Annotated in this window: 12 protein-coding genes; 10 read left to right on the top strand and 2 right to left on the bottom strand. The window is 66.9% G+C overall.

The genetic code is table 11. The features are described from left to right. Position 1 precedes the first annotated feature (1 nt). The gene (locus tag NGK62_RS16120; protein ID WP_118931382.1) at positions 2-1,429 is read right to left on the bottom strand and encodes an aminotransferase-like domain-containing protein; all 1,428 of its coding nucleotides are present in this window, start codon (positions 1,427-1,429) and stop codon (positions 2-4) included. A 161-nt stretch (positions 1,430-1,590) separates the two neighbouring features. On the opposite strand from NGK62_RS16120, the gene aptA reads away from it, so the two are divergent. From aptA to NGK62_RS16070, 10 genes are all read left to right on the top strand, one after another. Continuing rightward, positions 1,591-2,916, top strand: a complete 1,326-nt coding sequence (gene aptA, locus NGK62_RS16115) for an omega-aminotransferase AptA (protein WP_165867756.1) — start codon at positions 1,591-1,593, stop codon at positions 2,914-2,916. A gap of 91 nt (positions 2,917-3,007) precedes the next feature. Next, complete coding sequence (locus NGK62_RS16110; protein ID WP_059371319.1) at positions 3,008-4,501, top strand: CoA-acylating methylmalonate-semialdehyde dehydrogenase; 1,494 nt, start codon at positions 3,008-3,010, stop codon at positions 4,499-4,501. A gap of 190 nt (positions 4,502-4,691) precedes the next feature. Then, a complete protein-coding gene (locus NGK62_RS16105; protein ID WP_251879168.1) occupies positions 4,692-6,200 on the top strand; it encodes a M81 family metallopeptidase in 1,509 nt (502 codons plus the stop codon). Positions 6,201-6,282: 82 nt separating this feature from the next. Then, entirely contained in the window at positions 6,283-7,848 is a 1,566-nt protein-coding gene (locus NGK62_RS16100; RefSeq protein WP_054451985.1) for an ABC transporter substrate-binding protein, read from the top strand. A gap of 26 nt (positions 7,849-7,874) precedes the next feature. Then, the gene (locus NGK62_RS16095) at positions 7,875-8,816 is read left to right on the top strand and encodes an ABC transporter permease (RefSeq protein ID WP_059371317.1); all 942 of its coding nucleotides are present in this window, start codon (positions 7,875-7,877) and stop codon (positions 8,814-8,816) included. Between the two features lie 4 nt (positions 8,817-8,820). Continuing rightward, a complete protein-coding gene (locus NGK62_RS16090) occupies positions 8,821-9,726 on the top strand; it encodes an ABC transporter permease (protein WP_059371316.1) in 906 nt (301 codons plus the stop codon). A 5-nt stretch (positions 9,727-9,731) separates the two neighbouring features. After that, the gene (locus tag NGK62_RS16085) at positions 9,732-11,423 is read left to right on the top strand and encodes an ABC transporter ATP-binding protein (RefSeq protein WP_251879166.1); all 1,692 of its coding nucleotides are present in this window, start codon (positions 9,732-9,734) and stop codon (positions 11,421-11,423) included. Positions 11,424-11,457: 34 nt separating this feature from the next. Continuing rightward, positions 11,458-12,867 carry an amidase gene (locus tag NGK62_RS16080; RefSeq protein WP_251879164.1) on the top strand — a complete coding sequence of 470 codons (1,410 nt, stop codon included), beginning with the start codon at positions 11,458-11,460 and terminating at the stop codon, positions 12,865-12,867. Positions 12,868-12,900: 33 nt separating this feature from the next. Next, complete coding sequence (locus tag NGK62_RS16075) at positions 12,901-14,376, top strand: M81 family metallopeptidase (RefSeq protein ID WP_059371313.1); 1,476 nt, start codon at positions 12,901-12,903, stop codon at positions 14,374-14,376. A 230-nt stretch (positions 14,377-14,606) separates the two neighbouring features. After that, positions 14,607-16,571 carry a DUF945 family protein gene (locus NGK62_RS16070; protein WP_118931387.1) on the top strand — a complete coding sequence of 655 codons (1,965 nt, stop codon included), beginning with the start codon at positions 14,607-14,609 and terminating at the stop codon, positions 16,569-16,571. A 97-nt stretch (positions 16,572-16,668) separates the two neighbouring features. On the opposite strand, the gene gcvP is transcribed toward NGK62_RS16070, so the two are convergent. After that, a complete protein-coding gene (gene gcvP, locus NGK62_RS16065; RefSeq protein WP_251879162.1) occupies positions 16,669-19,542 on the bottom strand; it encodes an aminomethyl-transferring glycine dehydrogenase in 2,874 nt (957 codons plus the stop codon). Between the last annotated feature and the right edge of the window lie 62 nt (positions 19,543-19,604).

Raw genomic sequence — 19,604 nt, 5'->3', positions numbered from 1 at the left:
CTCAGGCGGCCGCCCCGGCGTTGCGCATGAAACGCCAAAGGGCCGGCGCTTCCGAGTAGGCCACGTTGAAGCGCACCCAGGGCGTATCGGCCTCGTCCGCCTCGAAGTAAGACCCGGGCGCCAGCCAGATGCCGTCTTTCAGCGCCAATTCCGCGAGTCCGTTGGCGCCGCGTTCGCGCCACTGTCCGGCCACCTTGGCCCACAGGAACAGGCCGCCTTGCGGCCTCCCATAGATCTCGAAACCATGCTGCGCCATCAGCTCGCCCACGCCCGCATGAGCCTCCGCCAGCCGTTCGCGGGTGCGGGCGATGTGGGCGCGGTAGCGGCCCTCGCGGATGACCTGGTGCACGATGCGCTCCATGATCTCCGGCGAGGTCAGGCCCACCGCCATCTTGGTGCGCGCGATGTCGCGCGCCAGATCGCGGTGCGCCACCACATAACCCACCCGCACCGACGGACTGATGACCTTGGAGTAGCCGCCCAGGTAGACCACGCGCCGCGCCCCGTCCAGGGCGGCCAGCATGGGCGTTACGCCGGGCGCGAGCTCGCGCGAGATATCGTCTTCCACCACCCACAAGCCGTGCCGCTCGGCCGCCTGCAGGATGCGGAAGGCATTGGCCATGCTGATGCTGGCGCCCGACGGGTTCTGCAATGCGGTGTTGACGACCAGCGCCCTGGGCCGGTGGCGAGCCACCACCGCTTCCAGCGCCTCGCAGTCCAGCCCGTCCGGCGTGCGCGGCACGGACACCGCGCGCAAGCCGGCCAAACGCAGCATCTGCAGCAGATTGGCATAGGCGGGCTGCTCCACCACCACCGTGTCGCCTGGCCGCAGCAAGGTGCGTATCACCATGTCCAGCCCATGCGTCACGCCCTGGGTCAGCACGACCTGCGAGGCCTCGACCTCCATGCCCTGCGCGCTCAGGCTGGCCGCGATGGTCTCGCGCAGTGGCGCATAGCCATAAGGATGCCCGTAGTTCGCGATACGCATGGCCGGCACCCGCCCCATGTGACGCAGGGCCATGTGCAGCCCCTCCTCGTTCAGCCATTCGCCTGGCAGCCAGCCGCAGCCCGATTTGATCGGGATGGAATGGTCCGCGAAGATGTCCGACAGCAGCCAGCCGGCGTTCAGGCGCGGCGGCTCCCAGGACGGCGGCTGGACGGGGCGCGCCGGCGCGTCCGGCGTCGCGACCCGATAGCCCGCGCCCGGCCGCGCCGCCAGCCAGCCCAGCGATACCAGCCTGCTGTAGGCGCTGGCCACCGTGAAGGTGCTGACCTCGTAGAGGCGCGCAAACTCGCGCACCGAAGGTAGGGACATACCCGGACGCAGCGTCTGTTCTTCGATGGCGCGCAGGATGGCGGCGACCAGCTGCTCGACCAGGGTCGGCGCCTGTCCGCGGCCACGGGCGCGGTTGGGCTGGAAATCGATCACGGAGATAACTGTACAGTTGTGTCGTTCATAACTATACAGTTAGCCGCATTTGCGCGGATCGTATATTTTCATTCCCATCCGGACGCACCAGAATCGTTTCAATCCCGCTGGCTGCACAACCGTCGCCCAAGTCCAGCGCTTGTCCGTCCCCTGGAGCCGCCATGAACGTCCCCGACAAACTACCCGACCTGTCCCACCTCTGGATGCCCTTCACTGCCAACAAACAGTTCAAGGCGCACCCGCGCATGCTGGCGACCGCCAAGGGCATGTACTACACCTCGACCGACGGCCGCCAGATCCTGGACGGCACGGCCGGCCTGTGGTGCGTCAACGCCGGCCACGGCCGCGAGGAAATCGTCGCCGCGATCGCCAAACAGGCAGGCGTGATGGACTACGCGCCGGGCTTCCAGCTGGGCCACCCGCTGGCCTTCGAAGCCGCGACCGCCGTCGCCAGCCTGATGCCGCAGGGCCTGGACCGGGTCTTCTTCACGAACTCGGGATCCGAATCCGTCGACACCTGCCTGAAGATCGCCCTGGCCTATCACCGCGCCCGCGGCGAAGGCCAGCGCACCCGCCTGATCGGCCGCGAGCGCGGCTACCACGGCGTGGGCTTCGGCGGCATCTCGGTGGGCGGCATCTCGACCAACCGCAAGACCTTCTCCGGCGCGCTGCTGCCCGCCGTGGACCATCTGCCGCACACCCACAACATCGAGCAGAACGCCTATTCCAAGGGCCAGCCGGCCTGGGGCGCTCACCTGGCCGACGAACTGGAGCGCATCGTCGCGCTGCACGACCCGTCCACCATCGCCGCGGTCATCGTCGAACCGATGGCAGGTTCGACCGGCGTGCTGATCCCGCCCAAGGGCTATCTGGAAAAGCTGCGCGAAATCACCGCCAAGCACGGCATCCTGCTGATATTCGACGAAGTCATCACCGCCTACGGCCGCCTGGGCGCCGCCACGGCATCCGAGTTCTTCGGCGTCACGCCGGACATCATCGCCATGGCCAAGGGCGTGAGCAATGCCGCCGTGCCGGCCGGCGCGGTCGCGGTCAAGCGCGAAGTGCATGACGCCATCGTCAACGGCCCGGCCGGCGGCATCGAGTTCTTCCACGGCTACACCTATTCGGCGCACCCGCTGGCCGCCGCCGCCATCCTGGCCACGCTGGACATCTACCGCCGCGAAGACCTGTTCGGCCGCGCCCGCAAGCTGTCCGGCGCCTTCCAGGACGCCGCCCACAGCCTGAAGGGCGCGCCGCACGTCATCGACGTGCGCAATCTGGGTCTGGTCTGCGGCATCGAGCTGGCGCCGCGCGCCGGCGCTCCCGGCGCGCGCGCCGCCGAAGTCTTCCAGAAGTGCTTCGACAACGGCCTGATGGTGCGCTACACCGGCGACATCATCGCGATCTCGCCCCCGCTCATCATCGAAGAGGCGCAGATCGGCCAGATCTTCGAACAGATCGGCCGCATCCTGAAGGAAGTCGCCTGATCGTCCGCCGCCCCGCGAGGGGCGGTTTTTCGCCTGGGCGGCCGACGGCCGCCCTGTGGCATTTTTCAAAGCCCCAGATTCGAGCGTTCCCATGAAGAAGATCCCGCATTTCATCAATGGCCAGCACTACGACGGCCGCAGCAACCGCTACGCCGACGGCTTCAACCCCGCCACCGGCGAAGTCACCGCTTCCATTCCGCTGGCGTCGAACGACGAAGTCGCGCTGGCCGTGGCCGCTGCCAAGGCCGCGTTTCCGGCCTGGTCCGAAACGCCCGCGCTCAAGCGCGCGCGCATCCTGTTCAATTTCAAGGCGCTGCTGGACAAGCACCAGGACGAACTGGCCGAACTGATCACGCGCGAACATGGCAAGGTCTTCTCCGACGCCAAGGGCGAGGTCACGCGCGGCATCGAAATCGTCGAATTCGCCTGCGGCATTCCGCAGCTGATGAAAGGCCAGTACTCCGACCAGATCGGCGGCGGCATCGACAACTGGAGCATGCGCCAGGCCCTGGGCGTGGTGGCCGGCATCACGCCGTTCAACTTCCCCATGATGGTGCCGTGCTGGATGTTCCCGGTGGCCATCGCTTGCGGCAACACCTTCGTGCTCAAGCCTTCCGAGCGCGATCCCTCGGCGTCCGTGCGCCTGGCCGAACTGCTGGCCGAAGCCGGCCTGCCTGAAGGCGTGTTCAACGTCGTGCACGGCGACAAGCAGGCGGTGGACGCGCTGATCGCGCATCCCGACGTCGAAGCCCTGTCCTTCGTCGGTTCGACGCCGATTGCCGAATACATCTATGCCGAAGGCACCCGCCGCGGCAAGCGCGTGCAGGCGCTGGGCGGCGCCAAGAACCACATGGTGGTCATGCCCGACGCCGACCTGGACCAGGTTACCGACGCGCTGATGGGCGCGGCCTACGGCTCGGCCGGTGAACGCTGCATGGCCATCTCGGTCGCCGTGGCGGTGGGCGACGTGGCCGACAAGGTCGTCGAACGCCTGACGCCGCGCGTCAAGGCGCTGGTGGTCAAGGACGGCATGCAGGGCGATGCCGAAATGGGCCCGCTCGTCACCTCGCAGCATCGCGGCAAGGTCGTGGGCTACATCGAGGACGGCATCGCCGCCGGCGCGACGCTGGTGGTCGACGGCCGCGGCCTGAAGGTGCCGGGCAACGAAAAGGGCTTCTTCCTCGGCGGCACGCTGTTCGACCACGTCAAGCCCGCGATGAACATCTACCGCGAAGAAATCTTCGGCCCGGTGCTGTGCGTGGTGCGCGTGCCGGACTTCGCCTCGGCGGTCGAACTGATCAACGCCCATGAATTCGGCAATGGCGTGGCCTGCTTCACGTCCGACGGCGGCGTGGCGCGCGCCTTCGCGCGCCAGATCAAGGTCGGCATGGTCGGCATCAACGTGCCGATTCCGGTGCCCATGGCCTGGCATTCGTTCGGCGGCTGGAAGCGCTCGCTGTTCGGCGACCATCACGCCTACGGCGAAGAAGGCATCCGCTTCTATTCCCGCTACAAGAGCGTGATGCAGCGCTGGCCCGACAGCATCGCCAAGGGTGCGGAATTCACGATGCCTGTGGCGAAGTGAGCCCACCCCCGAAGCGCTGCGCGCTTCCCCCTCAAGGGGGCGTCGCTGCGGACCGGCGGAGCCGGATCCGCGCGACCCCGCTTGGGACGGTCTTGCCAGTTAGTTGCGTTGTGCCCGTTTGCAGCGGGAACTGAAATGGGCGCGGCGTAGCCGCGTCTTCCTCATATCAAAAACGACAAGGGGAATCCTGATGCGCATCGGGATAGGCGGCTTTCAGCATGAAACCAATACGTTCGCGCCTTCGCGCGCGGCGTGGGAAGATTTTGCCGAGAAAGGCGGCGGCTGGCCCAAGCTGGTCAGCGGGCCAGCGATGTTCCAGGCGGTGGCGGGCGCCAACATACCTGTGGCGGGCTTTATTGAAGCCATGGGACGGCACACCTTGCTGCCCACCACCTGGGCCGCGGCCAGTCCTTCGGGACCGGTCACCAAGGATGCGTTCGAACGCATCAGCGCGATGATCCTGCAAGGCCTGTCGCAGGCGCTGCCGCTGGATGGCGTCTACCTGGATCTGCACGGCGCCATGGTCACGGAGCACCTGGACGATGGCGAAGGCGAACTGCTCAAGCGCGTGCGCGAGCTGGTGGGTCCGGACGTCCCCGTCGTCGCCAGCCTGGACTTGCACGCCAACGTTACCCGCGCCATGGTGCGCCACGCCGACGCGCTGGTCTGCTACCGCACCTATCCTCACATCGACATGGCCGAAACCGGGCAGCGCGCAGCCGAATTGCTGGCCAGGCGGCTGGCGGGCGCGCCGCGGCCTTGCGTGGCCCTGCGTGCGCTGCCCTACCTGATTTCACTGTGCTGGCAGTCCACCGATATCGAACCCTCGCGCAGCCTGTACCAGATGGTGGGCGACATCGAAACGCGCGGCGCGCTCAGCCTGTCGTTCGCCACGGGTTTTCCCGCAGCCGACTTCCCCGAGTGCGCCCCCACGGTGTGGGCTTACGGCGCGACCCAAGCCGAAGCCGACGCCGCTGCCGACGAAATGGCGCGCGCCGTGCTCAACGCGGAACGCGACTTCGGCGGCAAACTCTACACGCCCGACGAAGCCGTGCAGGAAGCCATGCGGCTGGCGCGCGACGCGCACAAGCCCGTGGTCATCGCCGACGCGCAGGACAACCCGGGCGCGGGCGGCAGCTCGGACACCACTGGCGTGTTGCGCGCCCTGATCCGGCACGATGCGCGCGACACCGCCATCGGCCTCATCGTCGACCCCGCGGCCGCGCTGGCCGCCCACCGCGCGGGCGCTGGAAACAAGGTACGCATTGCATTGGGTGGACACTCGGGTATTCCCGACGATGAGCCGCTGGACACCGAGTTCATCGTCGAGAAAACTTCGGATGGACGCTTCGATACGCACGGCGCCTTCTATCGCGGCTTCCATATGGACCTGGGCCCCAGCGCCTGTCTGCGGATCGGCGGCGTACGCATCATCGTCGCCTCCAACAAGGTGCAGATGGCCGACCAGGAGATGTTCCGCTTCGCCGGCGTGGAACCGCAGCGCGCAGCGATCCTGGTGGTCAAGAGCTCCGCCCACTTCCGCGCGGATTTCACTGGCATCGCGGAAAAGATCCTGGTGTGCGCGGCCCCGGGTTCCATGCTGATGGATGCGGCAAAACAACCATGGACACGGTTGCGTCCCGGCATCAGAATGGCGCCTTGCGGACCTGTCTTTTCCGGCGGGTCCGCTACCGCCTGAAGCTCGCACGCCGCCACCGCGCGGCGGACCAACGACGCAGCGGCGCGATGGCGCCGCTCACTACGCATCAAGGGGAACATTCATGCTGAAGTACGTCCGAGCGGCCGCGCTGGCCGGCGCCACCATGATGATGGCTCACGGCGCCTACGCCGAGACCGTCATCAAGTCGGTGATGCACTCGCCTCTGCGCCTGACCGACCCGCACGCCACCACCGCGTACATCACGACGTGGCACGGCTACATGATTTACGACACCCTGCTGGCTACCGACGCCGACAACAAGATCCAGCCGCAGATGCTGGAAAAGTGGGAAGTCTCCCCCGACGGCAAGACCTACACCATGACCTTGCGCGACGGCCAGAAATGGCATGACGGCAAGCCGGTGACGTCCGAGGACTGCGTCGCTTCGATCAAGCGCTGGGCCGCCGGCGACGGCATGGGCCGCACGCTGCTGAAGTTCACCGACAAGATCGAAGTCATCGACGACAAGAACTTCCGCATCGTCATGAAGGAACCCACGGACCTGGCGCTGCGCGCCCTGTCCAAGCCCACCGGCACCGCGCCGTTCATGATGCCCAAGCGCATCGCCGAACAGGCCATCGGCCAGCCCATCACCGACATGACCGGCTCGGGTCCGTTCAAGGTCATCGAATTCAAGCCGGGCGTGAAGACCGTCTACGCCAAGAACGCCGACTACGTGCCGCGCAAGGAGCCCGCCAGCGGCCTGGCCGGCGGCAAGGTCGTCAACGTCGACAAGGTCGAATGGGACGTCATGCCGGATGCGCTGACCACCGCCAACGCGCTGCTGGGCGGCGAGATCGACTTCGTCGAGCAGTTCCCCTATGACCTGCTGCCGATGATCGAAGGCAACAAGGATCTGAAGGAAGAGTCGCTCAGCCCGGTCGGCTACTTCACGATGTACCGCTTCAACTTCAAGTACCCGCCCTTCAACAACAAGAAGGTGCGCCAGGCCGCGATGTACGCCATCGGCCAGGAAGACGTCATGAAGGCGCTGGTCGGCAATCCGAAATACTGGAAGACCTGCGCCTCGCTGTGGGGTTGCGGCACGCCGCTGGAAAGCGACATCGGCAAGGACATGGTGGTGCCGTCCAACATCGAGAAGGCCAAGGCGCTGCTGAAGGAAGCGGGCTACGACAACACGCCCATCCTGGTCATGCACGCGACCGACGTCGGCACGCTGTCGGCCCAGCCGGTGGTGATGGCGCAGGCGCTGCGCAAGGCTGGCTTCAACGTCAACCTGGCCGCGATGGACTGGCAGAGCGTCGCGACGCGCCGCGCCTCGAAGGCTGCGCCCGCGGAAGGCGGCTGGAACATCCACAACACCAACTGGTACGCCACGGACGTGATGGACCCGGTCCGTTCCGCCCCGGCCGCGGCCAACGGCGACAACGCCTGGTTCGGCTGGCCCGACTTCCCGCAGATCGAAGAGTTGCGCACGAAGATGGCGCTGACCTCCGACCCCGCGGAACAGAAGAAGATCGCCGAGGAAGTGCAGCGCATCGGCATCGATGAAGGCCTGTACGTGCCGCTGGGCCAGATGTCCGTGCCCACCGTCTACTCGACCAAGCTCTCGGGCCTGGTGCACGCGCCGGTGTTCGCGTTCTGGAACGTCAAGAAAGCCCCTTGATGGGCAAGTAGTTCAGGGGGAAATACATGCTGGCATTTGTCTCACGCCGGCTCCTCGCGACCATCCCCGTTCTGGTGATGGTCGCGGTGGTGGTCTTCGCGATATTGCGTTTCAGCCCGGGAGATCCGGCCATCATCATGGCGGGCGACGGCGCCACGCCCGAGCGCATCGTCCAGATACGCCAGACGATGGGCCTGGACCAGCCGGTCATCAAACAGTTCTTCATATGGGGCGGCAAGCTCCTGCAAGGCGACCTGGGCACCTCGCTCATGTCCGGCGTGCCGGTCACCAAGCTGATCGGCCAGCGCCTGGAACCGTCGCTCAGCCTGGCGGTGCTGACCTTGGTGTTCACCCTGCTCGTCGCCATTCCGCTGGGCGTGCTGGCCGCATGGCGCCAAGGCAAGCTGCTGGACCGCGCCGTGATGGGCTTCTCGGTGCTGGGATTCTCCGTGCCGGTCTTCGTCACGGGCTACGTGCTGATCTGGCTCTTCGCCATCAAGCTGGGCTGGTTCAACGTGCAGGGCTACGCGCCGCTGGCCAAGGGTTTCTGGCCTTACCTGCACCGCCTCATCCTGCCGTCGCTGGCGCTGTCCACGGTCTACGTGGCGCTGATCGCGCGCATCACGCGCACCAGCGTCATCGAGGTCATGGGCGAGGATTTCATCCGCACGGCGCGCTCCAAGGGCCTGGGCGAAACCGGCGTGCTGCTGGGCCACGCCCTGCGCAACGCCGCCGTGCCCATCGCCACGGTGGTGGGCCTGGGCATCGCGCTGCTGATCAGCGGCGTGGTCGTGACGGAATCGGTGTTCAACATCCCCGGCCTGGGCCGGCTGGTGGTGGAAGCCGTGCTCGCGCGCGACTACCCCGTCATCCAGGGCCTGACGCTCTTCTTCGCGTTCGTCTACGTGTTCATCAATCTGGTTGTCGATTGCGCCTACACGGTGTTCGACCCGCGAATCAGGTATTAACGCCATGCAAACGCCAACCGATGCCGCCGCGCAAGCGGCCGCCGATCTCCCCGGAGGCGGCACGCCCCAGGCTACCGCCTGGCGCCAGATCCGCCAGGGACTCAAGAGCTGGCCCGTGATGCTGGCGCTGATCGTGCTGGTGGCGGTCGTCGCCATCGCGCTGTTCGCGCCGCTGCTGGGTACGGTCGACCCCACTTCCATCAACCCCGGCGCGCGCCTGAAGCCGCCCTTCTCCGACTACCTGCTGGGCACCGACGCCTTTGGCCGCGACGTCTGGTCGCGCGTGGCCTACGGCGCGCGCATCTCGCTGATCGCGGGCCTGGGCGCGGCGCTGGTCAGCGTCGCCATCGGCCTGGTCATCGGCGTGATCGCCGGCTGGTTCCGTTCGCTGGACGGGCTGATCATGCGCACCATGGACGCCATCATGGCCATCCCCGGCATCCTGCTGGCGATCGCCCTGGTGTCGGTCACGGGCGCCAGCATCACCACCGTGCTGGTCGCCATCACCATCCCGGAAATTCCGCGGGTGGTGCGGCTGGTGCGCGGCCAGATCCTGACCGTGCGCGGCGAACCCTATGTCGAAGCCGCGCTGGCCCTGGGCACGCCGCTGCCGCTGCTGCTGTGGCGCCACATGGTGCCCAGCACGATCGCGCCGCTGACGGTGCAGGGTACCTATGTGTTCGCCTCCGCCATGCTCACCGAAGCCATCCTGAGCTTCCTGGGCGCGGGCATCCCGCCCGAGATCGCCTCCTGGGGCAACATCATGTCCGAAGGACGCATGTACTTCCGCATGCTGCCCGGCCTGATCCTGTTCCCCGGCCTGTTCCTGTCGCTGACCGTGCTCAGCGTGAACATCCTGGGCGACGCCTTGCGCGACGCGCTGGACCCGAAAATGGTGCGCAGGATCTGATGCCGATGACCTATTCCCCCACTCCTCCCGCAGGCGATACCTCCACCGCCATCCTGGCCATCCGCAACCTCTCGGTGGAAGTCGCCGGCGCCGGCAACCGCGTCGTGCGCAACCTGAGCCTGGACGTGCATGCCGGCGAAACCGTGTGCGTCGTCGGCGAATCCGGCTCCGGCAAATCCGTCACCTCGCTGGCCGTCATGGGCCTGCTGCCTCCCGGCGTGCTGGGCGTCAGCGCGGGTTCGATCCGCGTGGAAGGCGAAGACGTGGTCACCGCCACGCAGCGCCGCTTGCGCGAGATGCGCGCCACGCGCATGGCCATGGTGTTCCAGGAGCCCATGACCGCCCTGAACCCCGTGCACACCGTGGGCAAGCAAGTCGACGAGGTGCTGCGCCTGCACCGCAAGCAGATGTCGGCCGCGGACCGCCGCGCCAAAGTGCTGGACATGTTCCGGTCGGTGCACCTGCCCGACGTCGAGCGCATCTTCGAGGCCTATCCGCACCAGCTGTCGGGCGGCCAGCGCCAGCGCATCGTCATCGCCATGGCGCTGATCCTGGAGCCCAAGCTGCTGATCGCGGACGAGCCGACCACGGCGCTGGACGTCACCACGCAGAAGCAGATCCTGGCGCTCATCAAGGAACTGCAGGTCAAGCACCAGACCGCCGTACTGTTCATCACCCACGACTTCGGCGTGGTGGCCGAGATCTCCGACCGCATCGTGGTGATGAACCGCGGCGACCTGATCGAAAGCGGCACGCGCAACGAGATCCTGGCCGAGCCCAAGCAGTCCTATACCCGCCGGCTGGTGTCGTCGGTACCCAGCCTGGTGCCCTCGCGCCGCGAGGCACCGGCCGGCATGCCGGTGCTGCACGTCAAGGGCCTGGGCCGCACCTACGGCACCAAGAGTTCGCTGTTTTCGCGCCAGGCTGCGCGCAACGTGATCGCGGCCGCCGACGTCAACCTGACGCTGCGCAAGGGCGAGATCCTGGGCATCGTGGGCGAGTCCGGCTCGGGAAAATCCACCGTGGCGCGCTGCATCGTGCGCCTGATCGAACCCACCGCGGGCCACATGATGATGGGAGGCGAAGACCTCAGCACCTTGTCCGGCTCGGCGCTGCGCCCGGTGCGCCGCCGCATCCAGATCGTGTTCCAGGATCCGTACCGTTCGCTGAATCCGCGCCGCACCGTCGGCGAATCCATCATCGAGGGCCTGCTGAATTTCGGCGTGGCCCGCGAACAAGCACTGAAACGCGCCGGCGAAACGCTGAGCGTCGTGGGCCTGAGCCCCGACGCGATGAACCGCTATCCCCACCAGTTCTCCGGCGGCCAGCGCCAGCGCATCTGCATCGCGCGCGCCCTGGTCATGGACCCCGAGATTCTGGTGGCCGACGAAGCCGTGTCCGCCCTGGACGTATCGGTGCAGGCGCAGGTGCTGGAATTGCTGGAACAGGTGCGCCAGCGCACCGGCGTGGGCGTGCTGTTCATCACCCACGACTTGCGCGTGGCCGCGCAGATCTGCGACACCATCATGGTGATGCAGCGGGGCAAGGTCGTCGAGACCGGCTCCGCCGAAACCGTGCTGACCGAACCGCGCCACGAATACACACGCGCCCTGATCGACGCCGCCCCCGGACGCGACTGGGACTTCCGCAACTTCCGGCCGGTCGCGGCCGGCCTGGGCCATGCCGCCGCGCCCTGAAACGCGCGCAGCCTGTACACACACTGGAACCGCAATGCCGCAACCGCATGAACTGTCCGCCGTGGAGCTGCTCCAGGCCTACCGCGACAAGACGCTCTCGCCCGTCGAGGTCACCCGCTCCGTGCTGGACCACATCGCGCGCTGGGAACCGCAGCTGAAGGCCACCTACGCGCTGGATGCGGATGGCGCGCTGGCGCAGGCCCGCGCCTCCGAAGCCCGCTGGATGAAGGGCGAACCGCTGTCGACCGGCGGACACACGCTGGACGGCGTGCCCGCCACCGTCAAGGAAAACATCGCCACGCGCGGCGTGCCGGTGCCGCTGGGCACGGCAGCGACGGAATTGAAGCCTGCCGCCGCCGATGCGCCGCCAGCCGCCCGCATGCGCGAGGCCGGCGCCGTGCTGCTGGGCAAGACCACCATGCCCGACTTCGGCATGCTGTCCTCGGGCCTGTCCAGCTTCCATGAACTGACCCGCAACCCCTGGGATCTGACGAAGAACCCGGGCGGCTCCAGCGCCGGCGCGGGCGCCGCGGCGGCCGCCGGTTACGGCCCGCTGCATATCGGCACCGACATCGGCGGCTCCGTGCGCCTGCCGGCGGCCTGGTGCGGCATCGCCACGCTCAAGCCCAGCCTGGGCCGCATCCCCATCGACCCGCCGTTCATGGGCCGCTGCGCCGGCCCCATGACGCGTACCGTCGCCGACTCGGCGCTCATGATGGGCGTGCTGTCGCAGCCCGACGCGCGCGACCACATGAGCCTGCCTTACCAGGACTTCGACTGGCTGGACCTGGAACTCGACCTGCGCGGCCTGCGCATCGGCCTGCTGATGGACGCGGGCTGCGGCCTGCCGCTGGATCCTGAAATCCGCGCCGCGGTCGAGGCCGCAGCCCGCGCCTTCGAAGCCGGCGGCGCCATCGTCACGCCGATGCAGCCCTGGATGACGCCGGACATGCTGGAAGGCGTGGACCGCTTCTGGCGCACGCGCTCGGCCGTCGACCTGTCGGCCTTGCCGCAGGCGCGCCGCGACAAGATCCTGCCCTTCATCCGCACCTGGGCGGAAAGCGGCGGCGGCCAGTCCGGCGAGGCCGTGTTCCGCAGCTATTACGAAACCATGAACGTGCGCGCCAAGACGGTAGCGGCTTGCGCGCCCTACGACTACGTGCTTTCGCCCGTGGCCCCGGTGGTCGCCTACAACGCCGAATGGCCGTCGCCCACCAACGAGGTCGCGACCACCATGCACCACATCGGATTCACGCTGCCCTACAACATGAGCGAGCAGCCCGCGGCGTCCGTCAATTGCGGCTATACCAAGACCGGCCTGCCCATCGGCCTGCAGATCGCGGGCGCGCGCTTTGACGACCTGGGCGTGCTGCGCATGGCGCGCGCCTGGGAAGCCATGCGGCCTGAACAACACCCCTGGCCCCAGCCGCCGCGCGCGGCCTGACCGATCCTCAACAGCAAACCCACAGGAATTCCCATGCGTTGGCTTTTGGCAATGATCAAGCACGAGACGAATACGTTTTCGCCCGTGCCTACCCCGCTTGAACGCTTCTTCCGCGGCAATCCCGAGATCCTGGCCGGCGAACGCGCCATCAAGGCCTACGAGAACACCGACAGCGGCCTGGGCGGCTATATCGAAGTGGCGCGGCGCGAAGGCGCCGAGATGGTCGTGCCCGTGGCGGCCGAGTCCTGGCCCAGCGGCCCCGCCAGCGCCGAAACCCACGAACGGCTGTGCAAGCTGGTCCTGGACGAGGTCCAGCGCGGCGGCTATGACGCCATCCTGCTCGACCTGCACGGCGCCATGGTCGCCGAAGGCGTGGAGGACGCCGAGGGCGACCTGCTGCGCCGCCTGCGCGAGATCGATCCGCACACGCCCGTGGCGGTGACGCTGGACATGCACGCCAACATCTACGACGACATCGTCAAGCATGCCACGGTCATCACGGGCTTCCATACCTATCCGCACGTGGACATCCGCGCGGCCGGCCTGCGCGCCGCGAACGTGATCGCGCGCACCCTCAAGGGCGAGATCAAGCCGGTCATGTCCTGGGCCAACAAACCCATGCTGCCGCACATCATGTGCCAGGGCACCCACGCGGCGCCCAACCAGCCGCTACAGGAACGCTGCAAGGCAATGGAAGCCGGCGGCGTCCTGGCCGCTTCCGTCTTCGTGGGATTCCCGCACGCCGACATTCGCGAAGCCGGCCTGAGCGCGGTGGTCTGTACCGACGGCAACCTGGCCGAGGCGCAGCGGCACCGCGACGAGCTGCTGGACCAAGCCTGGAACGGCCGCGCCGACTGGGTGTTCCACCCGGAGCCGCTGGCGCCCACCATTGCCCGCGCCAAGGCCATCGAACAAGGCCCGGTCGTGCTGCTGGACCACTACGACAATACCGGTTCAGGCGGCACCATGGACACCACCGCCGTGCTGGCGGAAGTGCTGCGCCAGGAACTGGAGAACGTGGTCTTCTACGCCATTTGCGACCCGCAGGCCGCACTCGAGGCGGCTGCCGCAGGCGTGGGCCAGACCATCACGATCCAGCTCGGCGGCAAGCTGGCCATGCCCGCCATCAAGGAACCCAGCGAGCCGCTGGAGGTCACCGGCCGCGTCAAGCTGGTGTTCGACGGCGTCTACCTGAACCGCGGCCCCATGTACCGCGGCGTGCGCAACGACACCGGCCTGACGGTCGTGATCGACACGGGCCGCGTGGAAATCGTGGTGGTTTCCCGTCACCAGGAGCCGTTCGACATCAATTGCCTGCTGTCGGCCGGCATCGATCCGCTGCAAAAGCGCTATGTCGTGCTCAAGAGCCGCGTGCACTGGCGCGCGGGCTTTTCCGACATGGCGACGCAGGTCATCGAATGCACCGGCGTGGGGGTGACCACCTCGGACTACGGCCAGCTTGATTTCAAGCACGTGCGCCGGCCCATCTATCCCCTCGATCCGATGTAGACCCGGCCGCCGCGCCCACCCCGGAAAGCCGGCGCAACTGCGCCGGCTTTCATTTTGAAATCTTCTGTAACGGTGAGCGCCCTCAGATGACCATCGGCCTCGGTATACTCGCCGCGGGCCTTACAGGCCGATGAATACGTGTATTCCGATGGCGGGCGTCAACGTCCGGCGGCCATAAGCAGCCGCGGTTCACCGGATATGACTCGATAATCAACGATACAAGCAGAACGATGAAAAAGAGCGTAGCGATCACCCTGGGCGTGGTCATAGTGGGAGCGGGAAGCTGGGTCGGGGCCACGTGGTACACCGGCAAGCGCATCGAGGAAAGCTCGCAGCGCCACCTGGCGGAAGCCAACGAAAAGCTGGCCAAGATCACGCCTCTGTTCGGTCTGCGCATCGATCAGCTCAAGTACGAGCGCGGCCTGTTCTCGACGCAGGCGCGTTATGGCGTGTCGCTGGTCAAGGGCGACAAGGTCGCCGAAGACCTGCCCAAGGGCATGATCGAGTTCGACGCCTCCATCGAACACGGCCCCTTCCCCAAGAGCGCGCTGGCGCGCGGCGCCATCGCGCCCAAGCTGGCGTTCACGCACGCCGAGCTCGCCAAGACCGAAAACATCAAGGAGCTGTTCGAGCTGACCAAGGGCGTCGCGCCCCTGAGCGCCGACACGATCATCAGTTTCGGCGGCTTCGCCACCTCCACCGCCAATATCGCCCCCGTGCAGATCACGCACGAAGGCAACGCCGTCAATTTCAGCGGCATGGCGATCAACGGCACCTTCGACCGCGCGCTGCAGGCCGTCACGGCGCACGCCCTGATGGAAACGCTGTCGGTGGATGGCGAAAAATCGGACGATCCCATCAAGATGCTGGTGTCCGGCCTGACGATGGACGTCAACAGCCGCATGGGCAAGTTCGGCCTGTCCATTGGCGACTCCAGCGTCAAGCTCAAGCGCATCGACGTCACCCGCCCTGGCGACGACGTCAAGGTCTCGCTGGACAACCTGGGCTATGGCGTCAAGCTGGCCGAAGACGACAAGAACGTCAACGTCGAAGCCACCTACCAGACCGGCAACATCACTCTGAATGACGTGGCCTTGGGCAACGGCCAGGCCGTGATCAAGCTCGCCAAGCTGGACGGCGCCGCCATCAAGCAGCTGTCGGACACCTACAACCAGATCGTGCGCCAGTACATGCTGGGTGCCAGCGACGAAGGCCTGAAGGACGAGCAGTTCGACGCCGTGCTGGAAAACGCCGGCAAGCTGCTCAACGGCAACCCCACGTTCAGCATCGACCCGATCAGCTGGAAGACCGACAAGGGCGAAAGCAAGCTGACCTTCGCCCTGGACCTGACCAATCCGCCCAACGTCAAAGACCTGACGCCCCAGGAGATCATGGTCAAGGCCATCAAGCAGATCGATGCCACCCTGGTCATCTCCAAGCCCATGGTGCGCGACCTGATCGTGCAGTACGCCGTCAAGAAGCAAGGCTTGACCGCCGAAAAGGCCGCCGAGGAAGCCGACGACCAGATGCGCTCGATGTCCGGCATGGCTGAAATGCTCAACGTCGGCAAGAACGACGGCGACAACATCATCGGCAAGTTCCACTACGCCGATGGCATGGGCGACCTGAACGGCCAGAAGATCCCCGCCGACGAACTGTTCTCGGGCCTGCTGGGCGCGACCGGCATGGACGACGACATGGACGGCATGGAAGAGGAAGGCGAACCGGCCGAAGGCGCGGAACTTGCCGCGCCCTCCGACACCGCGTCCGTGGCCGGCTACATGCAGGACTTCGACGTGGACACCGTGACGACCATGCTGGACGACATGGTCTACAACCCGCGCAAGCAGGACGGCGACGAAGGTCCGGTCCTGATCCTGGATCCCCGCGACACCGGCGCCAGCGAGCTGCGCGTCGACTTCCTGTGCAACGACTTCACCGAGAAGTGCCATGACCTCGTCGTGACCGCGACCTACAGCAGCAAGAAGCCGGTCTCGCTCAAGGCCATCAACGCCTGGAACCAGGAATACCGCTGGACCCGCGCCTACCTGGACGACAAGAACCGGGCCGTGCTGCAGATGGACATGAACTCGGAAGGCGGCATCGGCAAGGAAAACCTGCAGATCATGCTCAACACGTTCTTCAGCATCGCGGAAGACTTCTCGGTGGCCAGCAAGGCCGCGCCGGCGAAGTAAGCCTCGACTGACGCAAGACAAAAAAATCCCCCATCTTTCGGATGGGGGATTTTTTTTGCCTAGGGGCCCGGCTCTCGCCGGGCCTCGCGCCCCACTCTCAGGCGTAGGCTTCGATCGGCAAGCAGGCGCAGACCAGGTTGCGGTCGCCGTAGGCGTTGTCCACGCGGGCAACCGGCGGCCAGTACTTGGCGTCGCGCAGCGAAGCCACCGGGTAAGCGGCCTGCTGGCGCGGGTAGTCGTGCAGCCATTCCTCGGCCAGCAGCATCTGCGCGGTGTGCGGCGCGTTCTTCAGGACGTTGTCCTCGGCATCGCGCTCGCCGCGCTCGACCTGGGCGATTTCTTCCCGGATCGAGATCATCGCGTCGATGAAGCGGTCCAGTTCGGCAACGCCTTCCGATTCGGTCGGCTCGACCATCAGCGTGCCGGCAACCGGGAAGCTCATGGTGGGCGCATGGAAGCCGTAGTCCATCAGGCGCTTGGCGATGTCTTCGGCGCTGATGCCGCTGGTTTCCTTGAGCGGACGCACATCGAGGATGCACTCGTGCGCCACGCGGCCATTGCGGCCCGCATACAGGACCGGATAGTGGTCGCGCAGGCGGGTCGCGATGTAGTTGGCATTGAGGATGGCGACTTCAGTGGCGCGGCGCAGGCCGTCGGCGCCCATCAGCGAGATGTACACGAACGGAATCGGCAGGATGCCGGCCGAGCCGAACGGCGCGGCCGACACCGGGCCGACCTTGGCGTCGCCGGGCAGCTTGCCCTGCTCGTTCACCACGCCCGGCAGGTACGGCGCCAGGTGCGCGCGCACCGCCACGGGACCCACGCCGGGGCCGCCGCCGCCGTGCGGAATGCAGAAGGTCTTGTGCAGGTTCAGGTGGGACACGTCCGAACCGAACTTGCCCGGCTGGGCCACGCCCACCATCGCGTTCATGTTGGCGCCGTCCAGGTAGACCTGGCCGCCGGCCTGGTGCACCAGATCGCAGATCTCGGTGACGGCTTCCTCGAACACGCCATGGGTCGACGGATACGTGATCATCAAAGCGGCCAGCTTGTCGCCGACCTGTTCGATCTTGGCGCGCAGATCAACCAGATCGACGTTGCCGTTGGCGTCCGACGCCACCACCACCACGTCCATGCCGGCCAGTTGCGCCGAGGCCGGGTTGGTGCCGTGCGCCGACGACGGGATCAGGCAGATGTTGCGCTGATGCTGGCCGTTGGCCTGATGGTAGCCGCGGATCGCCAGAAGGCCCGCGTACTCGCCCTGCGCGCCCGAGTTGGGCTGCAGGCTGATGTTGTCGTAGCCGGTGATCTCGCACAGCGCGGCCGACAGGCGGTCGATCAGTTCGTTGTAGCCCTGGCTTTGCGAAGCCGGCGCGAACGGGTGGATCAGCGCGAACTCGGGCCAGGTGATGGGGATCATCTCGGCGGTCGCGTTGAGCTTCATGGTGCACGAGCCCAGCGGGATCATGGTGCGGTCCAGCGCCAGATCCTTGTCGGCCAGCTTGCGCAGGTAGCGCAGCATGTCGGTTTCCGACTGCACGCTGGAGAACACCGGGTGCGTCAGGATCGCGCTTTCGCGCGCCACGCCGGCGGGAATGCCGCTGGCGGCGGCCGCGTCCAGGGCGTCGATGTCGAGCTCGACGTCGTCACGTTCCAGGCCGGCGGCGAAGACATTGACCAGCGCTTGCAGGTCGGCGACGGTCACGGTCTCGTCCAGCGACACCGCCAGGCGGGCGCCGTCGACGCGGCGCAGGTTGATGTGCGCGCAATCGGCGGCGGTCAGGATGGCCGGCGTCGCCGCGCCGGTTTCCAGCAGCAGCGTATCGAAGAAGGTGTCGTTGACGACCTTCACGCCCAGCTTGACCAGCTCGGCGCGCAGGATGGCGGTGCTGCGCTGCACGCGCTCGGCGATGCGGCGGATGCCGGCCGGACCGTGCCACACGGCGTACATGCCGGCCATCACGGCCAGCAGCACTTGTGCGGTGCAGATGTTGGAGGTGGCTTTTTCGCGGCGGATGTGCTGTTCGCGCGTCTGCAGCGCCAGGCGCATGGCCGGGTTGCCCTGCGCGTCCTTGGACACGCCGACCAGGCGGCCAGCCATGTTGCGCTTGAAGGCGTCCTTGCAGGCCATGAAGCCGGCATGCGGGCCGCCGAAGCCGAACGGCACGCCGAAACGCTGGGCCGAACCGATGGCGATATCCGCGCCCCATTCGCCGGGCGCGGCCAGCAAGGCCAGCGCCAGCAGGTCGGTGGCGACGGCCACGATGGCGCCTTGCGCATGCGCGGCTTCAGCCAGCTTGCGGTAGTCGGCGACGGAGCCGGTGCTGTGCGGGTATTGCAGCAGCACGCCGAAGCACTCGGGCAGGCCTTCGGCCTCGTCGCCGATGGTGATTTCAATGTCCAGGCCTTCGGCGCGCGTGCGCACGACTTCGATGGTCTGGGGATGCACGTGGCGCGAAATGAAGAACACCGGGCTCTTCGACTTGGCGCTGCGGCGTGCCAGCGTCATCGCTTCGGCGGCGGCGGTGCTTTCGTCCAGCAGCGAGGCGTTGGAGATGTCCAGCCCGGTCAGGTCGGCGACCATGGTCTGGTAGTTCAGGAGGGCTTCGAGGCGACCCTGCGAGATCTCGGGCTGGTAAGGCGTGTAGGCCGTGTACCAGGCGGGATTCTCAAGAATGTTGCGCAACACCACGTTGGGCGTCTGCGTGCCGTAATACCCCTGGCCGATGTAGCTGCGGTAGACCTTGTTGCGGCCGGCGATCTGCTTCAGTTCGGCCAGCACGTCGGTTTCGCTGCGCGAGGCGGGCAGCGCCAGCGGGGCCTGGCTGCGGATCTTGGGCGGCACGACTTCTTCGATCAGGGCGTCCAGGCTGGCGCTGCCGATGACGGCAAGCATGGCGGCCTGGTCGGCGTCGGAAGGGCCGATGTGGCGGGGAATGAAGTCGGTGTGGGTGTCTAGGGCGCGCGACATGGAGAGGTCTCGGGATAGCGGGTGTCGTCGGAGGACGGACGGTATTGCATCTTGCGGAACGG

Source organism: Achromobacter sp. Marseille-Q4954 (assembly GCF_943737025.1).
Taxonomy (GTDB): Bacteria; Pseudomonadota; Gammaproteobacteria; order Burkholderiales; family Burkholderiaceae_B; genus Achromobacter; species Achromobacter bronchisepticus_A.
This window is presented reverse-complemented; position numbering and strand designations above follow the sequence as displayed.

Coding starts and splice junctions, on each gene's coding strand:
- NGK62_RS16090 (WP_059371316.1), top strand. CDS start 8,821: ATGCAAACGCCAACCGATGCCGCCGCGCAAGCGGCCGCCGATCTCCCC.
- NGK62_RS16085 (WP_251879166.1), top strand. CDS start 9,732: ATGACCTATTCCCCCACTCCTCCCGCAGGCGATACCTCCACCGCCATC.
- NGK62_RS16080 (WP_251879164.1), top strand. CDS start 11,458: ATGCCGCAACCGCATGAACTGTCCGCCGTGGAGCTGCTCCAGGCCTAC.
- NGK62_RS16070 (WP_118931387.1), top strand. CDS start 14,607: ATGAAAAAGAGCGTAGCGATCACCCTGGGCGTGGTCATAGTGGGAGCG.
- NGK62_RS16100 (WP_054451985.1), top strand. CDS start 6,283: ATGCTGAAGTACGTCCGAGCGGCCGCGCTGGCCGGCGCCACCATGATG.
- aptA (WP_165867756.1), top strand. CDS start 1,591: ATGAACGTCCCCGACAAACTACCCGACCTGTCCCACCTCTGGATGCCC.
- gcvP (WP_251879162.1), bottom strand. CDS start 19,542: ATGTCGCGCGCCCTAGACACCCACACCGACTTCATTCCCCGCCACATC.
- NGK62_RS16095 (WP_059371317.1), top strand. CDS start 7,875: ATGCTGGCATTTGTCTCACGCCGGCTCCTCGCGACCATCCCCGTTCTG.
- NGK62_RS16075 (WP_059371313.1), top strand. CDS start 12,901: ATGCGTTGGCTTTTGGCAATGATCAAGCACGAGACGAATACGTTTTCG.
- NGK62_RS16110 (WP_059371319.1), top strand. CDS start 3,008: ATGAAGAAGATCCCGCATTTCATCAATGGCCAGCACTACGACGGCCGC.
- NGK62_RS16105 (WP_251879168.1), top strand. CDS start 4,692: ATGCGCATCGGGATAGGCGGCTTTCAGCATGAAACCAATACGTTCGCG.